This window comes from Microbacterium sp. CIAB417 (assembly GCF_022788845.1).
In genome coordinates, this window is sequence record NZ_JAHZUT010000006.1 from 1 (window position 1) to 12,077 (window position 12,077).

The 12,077-nt window shown below is 68.6% G+C and carries 11 protein-coding genes and 3 tRNA genes; 12 read left to right on the forward strand and 2 right to left on the reverse strand.

Annotated features, from left to right (window positions below):
- Both KYX17_RS23580 and rpoC read left to right on the forward strand, forming a co-directional pair.
- Positions 1–187, forward strand: a 187-nt coding sequence (locus tag KYX17_RS23580; protein ID WP_243229951.1) for a hypothetical protein, incomplete at its 5' end; no start/stop codon positions are given.
- Positions 188–235: 48 nt separating this feature from the next.
- Complete coding sequence (gene rpoC, locus KYX17_RS23585; protein ID WP_243229961.1) at positions 236–4,111, forward strand: DNA-directed RNA polymerase subunit beta'; 3,876 nt, start codon at positions 236–238, stop codon at positions 4,109–4,111.
- 168 nt (positions 4,112–4,279) lie between these two features.
- On the opposite strand, the gene KYX17_RS23590 is transcribed toward rpoC, so the two are convergent.
- Positions 4,280–4,915, reverse strand: a complete 636-nt coding sequence (locus KYX17_RS23590; protein WP_243229963.1) for a hypothetical protein — start codon at positions 4,913–4,915, stop codon at positions 4,280–4,282.
- A gap of 69 nt (positions 4,916–4,984) precedes the next feature.
- Between KYX17_RS23590 and KYX17_RS23595 the strand changes: the two genes are divergently transcribed.
- The 10 genes from KYX17_RS23595 (at position 4,985) to KYX17_RS23640 (ending at position 11,812) form a co-directional block, all read left to right on the forward strand.
- On the forward strand, positions 4,985–5,908 hold the full coding sequence (locus KYX17_RS23595) for a PfkB family carbohydrate kinase (protein ID WP_243229975.1): 924 nt from the start codon (positions 4,985–4,987) through the stop codon (positions 5,906–5,908).
- A gap of 86 nt (positions 5,909–5,994) precedes the next feature.
- A tRNA-Tyr gene (locus tag KYX17_RS23600) sits at positions 5,995–6,079 on the forward strand.
- A 128-nt stretch (positions 6,080–6,207) separates the two neighbouring features.
- Positions 6,208–6,702, forward strand: a complete 495-nt coding sequence (locus KYX17_RS23605; protein ID WP_243229976.1) for an FBP domain-containing protein — start codon at positions 6,208–6,210, stop codon at positions 6,700–6,702.
- Positions 6,703–6,760: 58 nt separating this feature from the next.
- On the forward strand, positions 6,761–7,555 hold the full coding sequence (locus tag KYX17_RS23610) for an enoyl-CoA hydratase/isomerase family protein (RefSeq protein ID WP_243229978.1): 795 nt from the start codon (positions 6,761–6,763) through the stop codon (positions 7,553–7,555).
- A gap of 80 nt (positions 7,556–7,635) precedes the next feature.
- Positions 7,636–8,847, forward strand: coding sequence for a hypothetical protein (locus KYX17_RS23615; protein ID WP_243229981.1), 1,212 nt, complete (start codon positions 7,636–7,638; stop codon positions 8,845–8,847).
- Positions 8,844–9,650: an inositol monophosphatase family protein gene (locus KYX17_RS23620; protein ID WP_243229982.1), complete on the forward strand. Its 807-nt coding sequence runs from the start codon at positions 8,844–8,846 to the stop codon at positions 9,648–9,650. Before KYX17_RS23615 ends, KYX17_RS23620 begins: the two co-directional genes overlap by 4 nt.
- A gap of 194 nt (positions 9,651–9,844) precedes the next feature.
- On the forward strand, positions 9,845–11,158 hold the full coding sequence (locus KYX17_RS23625; RefSeq protein WP_243229984.1) for a M23 family metallopeptidase: 1,314 nt from the start codon (positions 9,845–9,847) through the stop codon (positions 11,156–11,158).
- Between the two features lie 51 nt (positions 11,159–11,209).
- Positions 11,210–11,281, forward strand: a tRNA-Thr gene (locus KYX17_RS23630).
- Positions 11,282–11,316: 35 nt separating this feature from the next.
- Positions 11,317–11,390: transfer RNA gene (locus KYX17_RS23635), tRNA-Met, on the forward strand.
- Between the two features lie 206 nt (positions 11,391–11,596).
- On the forward strand, positions 11,597–11,812 hold the full coding sequence (locus KYX17_RS23640) for an AlpA family transcriptional regulator (protein WP_243229986.1): 216 nt from the start codon (positions 11,597–11,599) through the stop codon (positions 11,810–11,812).
- A 45-nt stretch (positions 11,813–11,857) separates the two neighbouring features.
- Here the strand turns inward: KYX17_RS23640 and KYX17_RS23645 are convergent, their stop codons facing one another.
- Positions 11,858–12,076 carry a hypothetical protein gene (locus tag KYX17_RS23645; protein WP_243230910.1) on the reverse strand — a complete coding sequence of 73 codons (219 nt, stop codon included), beginning with the start codon at positions 12,074–12,076 and terminating at the stop codon, positions 11,858–11,860.
- Between the last annotated feature and the right edge of the window lies 1 nt (position 12,077).

A 12,077-nucleotide genomic window follows, 5' to 3' on the forward strand; every position in this document is an offset into this window, starting at 1 on the left:
CATCCCGGAGTCGTTCAAGGTGCTCATGAAGGAGATGCAGTCGCTCTGCCTGAACGTCGAGGTCCTCTCGGCCGATGGCACGGCGGTCAACCTCCGCGACACCGACGACGAGGCCTTCCGTGCAGCTGAGGAGCTGGGGATCAACATCTCCAGCCGCTTCGAGTCCGCTTCGATCGACGAGATCTGATCTCGTCGCATCGCCTGATTCCTTAAGAATTTCGACACAGGAGAACTAGTGCTCGACGCAACAACCTTCGATGAGCTTCGCATCGGCCTCGCCACCGCAGACGACATCCGCGCATGGTCGTACGGTGAGGTCAAGAAGCCCGAGACCATCAACTACCGCACCCTCAAGCCCGAGAAGGACGGCCTCTTCGGCGAGCAGATCTTCGGCCCGAGCCGTGACTGGGAGTGCGCCTGCGGCAAGTACAAGCGCGTCCGCTTCAAGGGCATCGTCTGCGAGCGATGCGGCGTGGAGGTCACCAAGAGCTCCGTCCGCCGCGAGCGGATGGGCCACATCGAGCTGGCGGCCCCCGTCACCCACATCTGGTACTTCAAGGGCGTCCCGTCGCGCCTGGGCTACCTGCTGGACATGGCGCCGAAGGACCTCGAGAAGGTCATCTACTTCGCCGCGTACATGGTCATCTCGGTCGACGAGGATGCTCGTCACCGCGACCTCGCCACGCAGGAGAACAACATCCGTCTCGAGCTGAAGACGCTCGCGGACCGTCGCGACTCGAAGATCGCGGCGCGGATGGCCAAGCTGGAGGAGGAGCTCGCCGCTCTCGAGGCGGAGGGTGCCAAGGCCGACGCCAAGAAGAAGGTCAAGGACGCCGCCGAGAAGGAGATGGCTCAGCTCCGCAAGGGCACCGATGAGCAGATCGCCAAGCTCGAGCGCGTGTGGGAGGACTTCCGCACGCTCGAGGTGGGTGCGCTGCGCCCCGAGGACGACGTCTTCCACGAGCTGCAGGACCGGTTCGGCCAGTACTTCGAGGCCTACATGGGCGCGGAGTCGATCCAGCGCCGCCTTCGCGACTTCGACCTGGCCGCCGAGGCGGAGAACCTGCACCTGCAGATCGCCGAGGGCAAGGGCCAGCGCAAGATCCGCGCGATCAAGCGCCTGAAGGTCGTCAACTCGTTCCTGGAGACCGGCATGAGCCCGGCCTCGATGGTGCTGGACGTCGTCCCGGTGATCCCGCCGGAGCTGCGCCCGATGGTGCAGCTGGACGGTGGCCGCTTCGCGACCAGCGACCTGAACGACCTGTACCGCCGCGTCATCAACCGCAACAACCGTCTTCGTCGTCTGATCGACCTCGGCGCCCCCGAGATCATCGTCAACAACGAGAAGCGCATGCTGCAGGAGGCCGTCGACGCTCTGTTCGACAACGGCCGCCGCGGTCGTCCCGTCACGGGCACCGGCAACCGCGCCCTGAAGTCCCTGAGCGACATGCTCAAGGGAAAGCAGGGTCGATTCCGCCAGAACCTGCTCGGAAAGCGCGTGGACTACTCGGGCCGTTCGGTCATCGTCGTCGGTCCGCAGCTCAACCTGCACCAGTGCGGTCTGCCCAAGCAGATGGCTCTGGAGCTGTTCAAGCCGTTCGTGATCAAGCGCCTGATCGACCTGGGTCACTCGCAGAACATCAAGGCCGCCAAGCGTGCCGTGGAGCGCACCCGTCCCGAGGTCTGGGACGTGCTCGAGGAGATCATCCGCGAGCGCCCGGTGCTGCTGAACCGTGCACCCACCCTGCACCGACTGGGCATCCAGGCCTTCGAGCCGCAGCTCGTCGAGGGCAAGGCGATCCAGCTGCACCCGCTCGTCTGCGCCGCGTTCAACGCGGACTTCGACGGTGACCAGATGGCCGTGCACCTGCCGCTGTCGGTCGAGGCCCAGGCCGAGGCCCGCGTGCTGATGCTCGCGTCGAACAACATCCTGAAGCCGTCCGACGGCCGCCCGGTGACCCTGCCCTCGCAGGACATGATCATCGGCCTGCACCACCTGACCACGGTCAAGGAGGGCGCAGCCGGTGAGGGTCGTGCGTTCGGGTCCGTCGCCGAGGCGCTGCTCGCCAAGGACGAGGGCTCCCTCGACCTGCAGGCGAAGGTCCGCATCCGCATCCCGGGTCTGACCTTCCTCGAGGGCGAGGCTCCGGAGGGCTACGAGCGCCACGGCCTCGTGGACGCCTCGCTGGGTCAGGCGATCTTCAACGACACGCTCCCCAAGGGATACCCGTTCGTCCGCGAGCAGGCCGACAAGGGCAAGCTGTCGCAGATCGTCAACAAGCTGGCCGAGGAGTACCCCAAGGTCGAGACGGCCGCCACGCTGGACCGCATCAAGAACGCCGGCTTCTACTGGGCCACGCGTTCGGGTGTGACGGTCGCGCTCAGCGACATCCTCACGCCGCCGAACAAGGGCGAGATCGTCGCGGGCTACGAGAAGCAGGCCGCGAAGGTCCAGTCGCAGTACGAGAAGGGTCTCACCACCGACGCCGAGCGTCGTCAGGAGCTCATCAAGATCTGGACCGAGGCGACCGACGAGGTCCAGGCCGCGATGCGCGAGAACTTCCCGGCGGACAACACCATCAACCGCATGGTGTCCTCGGGTGCTCGTGGTAACTGGCTGCAGATCCGCAACATCGCGGGTATGCGAGGCCTGGTGAACAACCCGAAGGGTGAGATCATCCCTCGTCCGATCATCTCCTCGTACCGCGAGGGGCTGTCGGTGGCCGAGTACTTCATCGCGACGCACGGTACCCGTAAGGGTCTGGCCGACACCGCTCTGCGCACCGCCGACTCGGGTTACCTGACCCGTCGTCTGGTGGACGTCTCGCAGGATGTCATCATCCGCGAGGAGGACTGCGGCACGTCCAAGGGCCTCGAGCTGCCGATCGCCGCGCCGAACTCGGCCGGCGAGCTGGTCCGCGACGCGAACGTGGAGAACTCCGTGTTCGCCCGTACGCTCGCCTCCGACGTCATCGACGCGAAGGGCGACGTCGTCGCCACCGCCGGTGAGGACGTCGGCGACGTCCTGATCGACAAGCTCGTCGAGCTGGGCGTGGAGACGATCAAGGTCCGCTCGGTGCTGACCTGCGACTCGGCTGTCGGCGTCTGCGCGCAGTGCTACGGCCGCTCGCTGGCCACCGGCAAGACGGTGGACATCGGTGAGGCCGTCGGCATCATCGCGGCCCAGTCGATCGGTGAGCCCGGTACCCAGCTGACGATGCGTACGTTCCACACCGGTGGTTCGGCGTCGGCGGACGACATCACCCAGGGTCTGCCCCGCGTGCAGGAGCTGTTCGAGGCGCGTACCCCCAAGGGCGCGTCCCCGATCGCCGAGGCCGACGGCCGGATCACGATCGACGAGACCGACAAGGCCAAGAAGGTCATCCTCACGCCCGACAACGGCGACGAGGCAGTGGTCTACCCGGTCCTGAAGCGTGCCACCCTCCTCGTCGAGGACGGCCAGCACGTCACGGTCGGCCAGCCTCTGCAGGTCGGTACGCTCGACCCCAAGGAGGTCATGCGCGTCATGGGTGCCCGCGAGGTGCAGAAGTACCTCGTCGGCGGAGTCCAGGGCGTCTACCGCTCGCAGGGTGTGCCGATCCACGACAAGCACATCGAGGTCATCGTCCGTCAGATGCTGCGCAAGGTCACCGTGGTCGACCACGGCGACACGACGTTGCTGCCCGGTGAGATGGTGGACCTCAAGCGCTACCAGCAGATCAACCGCGAGGCCGTCGGCGAGGGCAAGCGTCCCGCGTCGGGCCGTCCGGAGCTGATGGGTATCACCAAGGCGTCGCTCGCCACGGAGTCCTGGCTGTCGGCCGCATCCTTCCAGGAGACGACCCGCGTTCTCACGCAGGCCGCCATGGAGGGCAAGCGCGACCCGCTGGTCGGTCTCAAGGAGAACGTCATCATCGGTAAGCTCATCCCTGCCGGTACGGGTCTGTCCAAGTACCGCAACATCACGGTGGAGGCCACCGAGGAGGCCAAGAGCGAGCGCTACCCGAACCGGATCTTCGCATCCGACGGTGCGTACGCGGACGGCGACTTCGGCTACGTCGACTTCGACGCGTTCTCGACCGACGACATCACGCCCGGTACCTACAACTGACGCGGCTGGGCTCAATGCTGCGAAGCAGCGTTGAGCCCAGATCGGGTCAGGATTGAGCGAGCGCCAGCGAGTCGAAAAACTGATCAAGGCCTGATCTGAAGGCCCCGGTCCCGCAAGGGATCGGGGCCTTCGTCGTGCCGGGTTCCGGATGCCCGGGGCAGCCGTCTCTCAGGTTGCTGGCGTCTGAGTGGGGGTCGGAGTAGGCGTCGGGACGTCGGCGAAGAGGTGCGCGACGATGTCCGCGGTGTATCCGGGCGGGGCGAGGTTCGAGTATCGGGTGTCGATCAGCACATCGTCGCGCCAGTACAGCGTCCTCCCGTCCGTGACGGGATACTCCTCGTTCTCCCAGGTCTTCTCGCAGCGCGTGCCGGCGTCCGGCTCGTAGCACGTGAAGCCCTCGTCTTCGATGAGTTCGTTGAGCATCTCGAACGCGGGTTCACGGGGAACGACAGAGATCCAGGTCACGAGACGCGTGGTGTCGGCGCGCGGGTCCGCCCACGTGCAGATGAGCGTGCCGTCCTCCTGGACGCCGTTCGGGGCGAACGCCTTGTCGTTGAGCGGGTGGTCCGACAGCAGGTCGAGGGTGGAGTCGGAGAGGATCGCGCGGCAGTCCGTGGGCATCGTGATCGTGGACGGCGTCCGGACGGGTCCGGGCGTCGCCGTGTACGTGGGCCCCGGGGCAGGCGCCGACGTGCCGGACGGGGCCGGCGATTCCTCACCGGTGGACGGGGCGGAGGAGGTGCACCCGACGAGCAGCGCCGTCAGCAGCAGTGCCGCGGCGATCGGGGCGGTGCGCGGGATCATGACGTCACGGTATCGCGGCGCAGGAGCGGCGCTCGATCGGCGCGCTGGGCGACGCGGTAGGTTCGTCACGTGAGTGCAGAGACGGCGGAACAGGTGGTCGTGATCGGCGACGCGCTGATCGATGAGATCCGCGATGAGGCCGGCATCCGGGAGCTCGTCGGGGGAGCGGCCCTCAACGTCGCTGTCGGCCTGCGGCGGATGGGTGTGCGCACAGCGCTCATCGCGATGGTCGGCGAGGACGAGGCCGGCGATCACATCCGCGAGTACCTGCGGGATCATGGCGTGCGGCTGATCGAGACGCCCGCGCCTCATGGATCGTCCCGCGCGATCGTCACGCGGTCGGCGGGCGGCGAGCCGACCTACGTGTTCAACCGCGCCGCGCAGCAGCGCACCATCCGCTACGGCGCGGAGGCGCGCGAGGCCATCGCCGAGGCCTCCCTCGTGGCGATCAGCTGCTTCCCGTTCGATGTGACTGCCGAGGTGGACGCCCTCGCCTCCGCGATCCGCGGTGCCCGGGTGGCGATCGATCCGAATCCGCGCGCAGGGATGCTCAGCGACCGCGACGCGTTCGTGACCGGTTTCGAGTCGCTCGTGGGCGGCACGGAGATCGTCAAGGTCGGCGCCGATGACGCCGAGCTCCTCTACGACGGCGATCTCGAGGCGCTGCGCCGGCGTCTGCGCGGGCTCGGTGCGCGCGCCGTGCTCGCCACCGCCGGCGCGGATGGCGCGGTGCTGGAAGCAGATGCCGGAATCGTCGATGCTCCGATCGCGGCGCTTCCCGGGCGGGTCATCGACACGGTCGGTGCGGGCGATGCGACGCTCGCGGCCGTGGCCGCAGGGCTTGTCCACGGCATTCCGGACGGTACAGACGAGTGGCGCGAACTGCTCGAGCGCGCCATGGCGGTGGCCGCCGCGACCTGCCGTTCCGAGGGCGGTCTGCTGCGCACGCCGGAGTCGCTGGAGGCGCGCGATGGGGCAGGTCTCTCGACCTGATCGCCCGATTTCGTCCCCTCGCCCGACGCGGGTATTATGGATCTTCGCGCCCCCGGTTGGCTGGACAAGCCGGACGGGTGTGCACTGGCGAGTTACCCAAGCGGCCAAAGGGATCTGACTGTAAATCAGCCGTCTTAGACTTCGGGGGTTCGAATCCCTCACTCGCCACCAGATGTGTGAAGGGCTCCGCGCAGCGGGGCCCTTCACACATTTATCGGATTGAGGGGGATTCGGGGAGGAGCACGCCGCACCCCGCATCCCATTTGCGCGATCCGAACCGTGCGCGTGAGACTGGAACGATGCGAGCGCTCACCGAGGCAGAGGTCCGCGCCAGTTTCGTCAACGCCGAGCAGGAGGAGCTCCGGGTCATGGAGCTGCCGCACGATTTCGTGCTGACGGACTGGGACTATCTCGACTTCTTCGCGTGGCGCGATCCGTCCATGGCGCGGCGCGGATACATCCTGGCGCAGATCGACGACGGCGTGGTCGGCATCGTGCTTCGTGCGACGGACCCCGGCCGCACGCGGTCCGGCATGTGCAACATCTGCCACACCCTGCAGCCGGGGAACCAGGTCGCGCTGTTCTCGGCGCGGCGCGCGGGAGAAGCCGGACGTCGCGGAGACGCGATCGGAACCTACATCTGCGCGGACCTGTCCTGTCATGAGAACGTCCGGCTGGCGCATCCGCTCGCCCCGAACGAGATCCGCGCCGCCGGGCAGGCGGACATGCGCCTGGACGGCACACGCCGGCGCATGGAGCGCTTCGTCGCACGCGTGGTCGCGGACGCCGCCTGATCGGCGCGGCCGTTACGCTGAAGTCGACGAACCCGTCCTGCGCATCGAGGGAGACGCCATGAGCGAGGCCATTCTGCTGTCCGTGACCGAGGGGATGGCGCGCCTGACGCTGAACCGTCCGTCGAGGCTCAACGCTTTCAACGCCGACCTCGCCCACGCCTGGCGCGATGCCGCGACCGAGGCCACGACGCGTCAGGACGTCGGGGCGATCCTCATCGACGGCGCCGGGCCATCGTTCTGCGCCGGGGGCGACCTGATCGACATGGCGGCGACCATGGGATCGGGCGCCGAGATCTCGGCGCTGGCAGAGGTCATCAACGCCGGCATCCGGGCCCTGGTCGAATCCTCGGTACCGGTGGTCACGGCCGCGCACGGCACGACCGCGGGCGGCGGCCTCGGCATCCTGCTCAGCGGGGACTACGCCGTCGTCGGCAGCCGATCCAAGCTCGGCAGTCTGTACGCCAACATCGGTCTCACCCCCGACCTGTCCGTCTCAGCCCAGCTCGCCCGCGCCGTGGGCGAGCGCCGCGCGCTGCAGCTGGTTCTGCAGGATCGTCTGCTGTCGGCCGAGGAGGCCAGGGACTGGGGGATCGTCGCCGAGATCGTGGACGGATCGGATGCTGCGGACGAGGCCGACCGCGTCCGAGCGCGTGCGGAGGAGATCGCCCGCTTCTGGCTCGCGGGTGCGGCCGCGGCCTACGGCCAGGCCAAGCGGCTGGTGCGGTCCCAGCCGTCGCGTTCCTTCGCTGAGCAGCTGAGCGAGGAGGCGCGGTCGATCGGCGCATCCTTCGACACTGCGGACGCGAAGGCACGCGTCGCCGCCTTCGCCGCGGCATCCGCCCGGCGGGGCTGAACGCGCCGCCCGTCGACCTCTCCCACGGGTCGGAGGGGCATGGCAGGATGAGAGCAGCGCAGACCGACGAGAGGATCGCCATGTCGCAACCGGGGGACGTCACCGCAGCCAAGCCGAACGCATCGCTGCTCATCAGAGGGGCCATCTGGATCGCGATCGGGGCGCTGATCGCCGCCGCGCTCGTGTGCGTGGTGTGGGTGCTCATCGGCGACCAGGACGGTCTGATCGGCCGCGCGTTCCTGACGATCCTGCTGCTCGCGGCCTTCGCAGGCATCGCGATCCTCGAGGCGGGCCTCGCGCCGAACCGCCCGGACTGGCTCGCGCTGTCCAGCATGATCACGTGGATCATCGCCCTGCTGGTGGGGGCCGTGAAGATCTGGCTGCCGGAGGAGCCCGGGTCCTATGGAGTCGGTGCGGAGCGCTTCTTCCAGCTGCTGCTCGTCGTCGGCATCCTGCAGCTGACGCTGCTGCACGTGCGCTTGTTCAAGCCCGCTGCCGAGCGCTACATCACGGTGTTCACGCGGGTCATCTATTACCTGACGCTCGTCTTCCTCGTGGCGCTCGCCGGGATGCTGGTGTTCTACCTGACCTTCTCGCACACGTTCGTCTACAACGACCTCTACTGGCGGATCGTCGTCGCACTCGCGATCCTCACGGCTGTCGGGACGACTCTGATTCCGCTGCTGAACGCACTGTTCGCGCCCAAGAAGCAGAAGCCCGCTGTCGCTCCGGCAGCCACCTCCTGGCCGACGTACGGCGACGGCGTCACGCCGCTGCCCGTGCTCGCCGACGGCTCCCCGGACTGGAACGCGTACTACACCGGTCACCCGACCGTGCAGGCCGCGGCGCTCCCCGCGCCGGCGTATCCCGTGCTCGGCGGCGCGGTGGCCGCGCCGGCCGCCCACCCGCAGGAGCCGCAGGCTCCGGTCTGGCCCCCGCAGGATGCCGGTCCCACCGCGGCAGCGTGGCCGGCCGACCCGGCGCAGTCCACGTTCCCGGAGCCCCCGGCTCATCCGACGCCCCCGACGCAGCCTCAGCCTGAGCCGTCCCCGGCCCCGCAGCCGGAACCGTACCCCCGGCCGCAACCGGAGCCCTACCCCCAACCGCAGCCGGAACCGTACCCGGTGCCCCAGCCCGGGCAGCCCGAGCCGCCGTCTGCTCCTGCCGCGCCGGTGGCGCCCGAGCAGACCGGCGCGACCCCTCAAACAGCCGCGCCCGCCCCGCAGGAGTTCCCGCCGCCTCCGCCGGTGCCGCCTCTCCCGCCCGTCCCGCCGACGCCGTCGCAGCAGTGACGGCGCCCGTCGCCGAGTCCGAGGGGCTGCGCGCCCTCGCCGTCGACATCGCGTGCGAGGCAGGCGAGCTGGCGAGGAGTCGTCGCGCGGTCGGCGTGTCCCTCGCCGCGACGAAGTCCACGCTCGCGGACATCGTCACGGAGGCGGATCGCGAGGTCGAGGAGCTCATCCGAGCCAGGCTCGCGAATGAGCGTCCGGGCGACGGGTTCCTGGGGGAGGAGTCCGGATCGGATGCCGGGACCACCGGCGTGACCTGGGTCGTCGACCCCATCGATGGCACCGTCAATTACCTCTACGGCATCCCCTCGTACAGCGTGAGCATCGCCGCCGTGCGCGGCCCGGCGGTACCGGGTTCCTGGGCGTCGCTGGCCGCCGCGGTCTTCGCGCCGGGTCTCGGCGAGATGTTCTCCGCGGCCCGCGGCGGTGGCGCGTGGCAGGACGACCGCCGTCTGCGGGTCACCGATTCCACGCCGGCGGGGGCGCTGCTCGCGACCGGCTTCGGGTACGACCCGGCCACGCACGACGGCGATCTGCTGACAGTCCGCCGCGTGATGCCGATCGCGCGGGATCTGCGACGCGGCGGGTCCGCGGCGCTCGATCTGGCGTACGTCGCTGCGGGACGTCTGGACGGCTTCTTCGAGCGAGGGCTGAACGCGTGGGACTTCGCGGCGGGCGCGCTCCTCGTTGAGGAGGCCGGCGGCCGGGTGAGCCGCTTCGACACGGATTCTGCGCGGCCGATGCTCATCGCCGGCGGAGTCGACGTCCACAGCCGACTGCGTGACCTTCTCGACACGGAGAAGTGAGTGCCGCTCATGGCATTCTCAGACACGACAGGGTACTGTTTATCCATTCGTTACCTTCGTCACCCGAAGACGCAGGTGTAAGCGCCCCCGAGCTTGACCGAAAGATCCCCGTTTTGCCCTTCGATACCCCTGAGGCTGAGAGTGCGCCCACGCGCCGCTCGAGCCGCCACCGCATCGCGGCCTCCGCGACCCCGGTGGATGAGGTGACAGCCGGTGAGATCCCCGTCCCGTCATCCGCGGATGCCGTCAGCGTGCCGCTGTCGCGACGTGCGGCGCGCCGGCGTCCGACCGCGCCGGTCGTGGCCCCGCAGAGCGGCGTCGACGCCCCGGCCATCGACCTCTCGCCGATGCCGGCCAGCAGCCGCCGAGCGCAGCGTGCGAACGCTCCCCGCATCCCAGTCGCCGATGTTCCGGTCGAGGAGATCCTGGCGGAGTCCGTCGTCATCGTCACGTCCGAGACCGCTCCGGTCGACGTGGCCGAGCACGACGATGCGATGACCGAGGCTCCCGTCGTCGACGAGCCCGTGGCGCAGGAGCCGGCCATCGAGGTCCCGGTCGCCGAAGCGGCTTACGACGCTTCCGACGCCTCCGTCGACGAGGATCCCTTCACCGCGGCATCCCAGGTCTTCCGGACGCACACGGTGTCCGCCCCCGCGGCCGAGCGCGCCGAGCCCGCCGCCGACGAGACGGCCGGTGCCGAAGACGCCGAGCCCGCGACCGAGTCGCACGTCGTCCCGCGGCGCACGCGTCGCCCGAAGGCGCGCCGGATCGTCGCGGCCGGCGCGACCGTCGGCGTCATGGGGATCGCGGGTCTGCTCGCCGTGTCGATGACTCTGCCCGCCGAGGCCGTCGCCGCGGCGCAGGGCGTCCAGGCGACGTCCGCGATGTCGCTGGTCACCTCAGCATCCGAGGTCGCCGGCGAGGCCTCCGACGAGGAGATCCAGGCCTTCGTGTCCTCCTCCGACGTGGCCGACCCGAACCTGCAGCGCAGCGAGGACTACTCGACGGTGTCCCTCGTGGACCTCGCCGCCGAGCAGGGCATTCAGTACTCCGACACGCTCTACACGAACGACCCGGAGGCCGCCATCCAGTGGCCGTTCGTGGTCGGCGTCGCGATGAGCTCCGGCTACGGGCAGCGCTGGGGGCGTCTGCATGCCGGCATCGACCTCGTGCCGGGGAACGGCGCTCCGATCCAGGTCATCGCCGACGGCACCGTGCGCATCGCGACCGAGTCGGGCGGGGCCTACGGTGTGACCGTGTACGTCGATCACATCATCGACGGCGAGGTCGTGACGAGCCACTACGCGCACATGCAGTACGGCTCGCTGCGCGTCAAGGCCGGTGACAAGGTCAAGGTCGGCGACATCGTCGGACTGGTCGGGAACACCGGCCGCTCCTACGGCGCGCACCTGCATTTCGAGATCATCATCAACGGCTCGACGGTCAACCCGCTGCCGTGGATGCAGGAGAACGCCGGACGCCACGAGGGGGTCACCCCGGTTTCGTGAGAGGCCGGGAGATCTGGTATTCTCGTGTGGTTGCCTGAACAGGGCAGCAGCGCCCCGATAGCTCAGTGGCAGAGCACTTCCATGGTAAGGAAGGGGTCGTCAGTTCAATCCTGACTCGGGGCTCGCAGCATCCGCCTCTGGCGAGATGAATGCCGTGCGGCAGGGTAGCTCAGTTGGTGAGAGCGCACGACTCATAATCGTGAGGTCGCGGGTTCAAGCCCCGCTCCTGCTACTTAGTTCCACCTTGATACACGCGGAATTCCGCGGAAATCGAGGACGTGTATGTGGAACACAGATGGGCCCCGACAAGGGGCCCGATCCGTTTTTGGTCCGTTTATCGCCGAGAACGAGGTCGATCGCGAACCTGCTGCGCAGGTGCTACCGGTTCGTACGAGCACCCCCGAACACGATTCGGTTGGCACCGGGTATGTGCTCGCCATGACGGACATCACGATCGCTCGACTGCTCACCACTGACGAGGTCGCGGAGATCCTCCAGGTCTCTAAGCGGACCCTCGAAGCCTGGCGGATTACCGGAGACGGGCCTGCTTGCATCAAGGTCGGCAAGCACGCGCGATACCGCGAGGCTGACGTTGCCGACTGGATCAACGCGCAGACCCCGATCGCTCCGACGGCGAGCAAGGGCGCAGCCTGATGGGTCGCCGGCCACTGAAGGTCGGCGAGCTCGGGAGCGTGACCTTCACCCCCGTCCGCGGTGGGTTCCGGGCACGCTGCCGAACTCGAGACGCCGGCGGAAACGATCGGCCGCCCAGCCGTTCATCGAGCCGTAGCCGGTGGCGTACACGACGAGGTCGGCGGGCAGGACCGTGCCGTTCTTCAGCACCACGGCATCCTCGGTCAGGTGATCGACGTCGCCCTTGGCGAGCTTGACCTGGCCGTCGCGCTCCTTCCGTCGCACG

What these genes read in the sequence shown, in the direction of transcription:
- KYX17_RS23590 (WP_243229963.1), bottom strand. Translation starts at nt 4,915, where the DNA reads ATGATCCCGCGCACCGCCCCGATCGCCGCGGCACTGCTGCTGACGGCG.
- KYX17_RS23605 (WP_243229976.1), top strand. Translation starts at nt 6,208, where the DNA reads ATGCGAGCGCTCACCGAGGCAGAGGTCCGCGCCAGTTTCGTCAACGCC.
- KYX17_RS23610 (WP_243229978.1), top strand. Translation starts at nt 6,761, where the DNA reads ATGAGCGAGGCCATTCTGCTGTCCGTGACCGAGGGGATGGCGCGCCTG.
- KYX17_RS23615 (WP_243229981.1), top strand. Translation starts at nt 7,636, where the DNA reads ATGTCGCAACCGGGGGACGTCACCGCAGCCAAGCCGAACGCATCGCTG.
- KYX17_RS23640 (WP_243229986.1), top strand. Translation starts at nt 11,597, where the DNA reads ATGACGGACATCACGATCGCTCGACTGCTCACCACTGACGAGGTCGCG.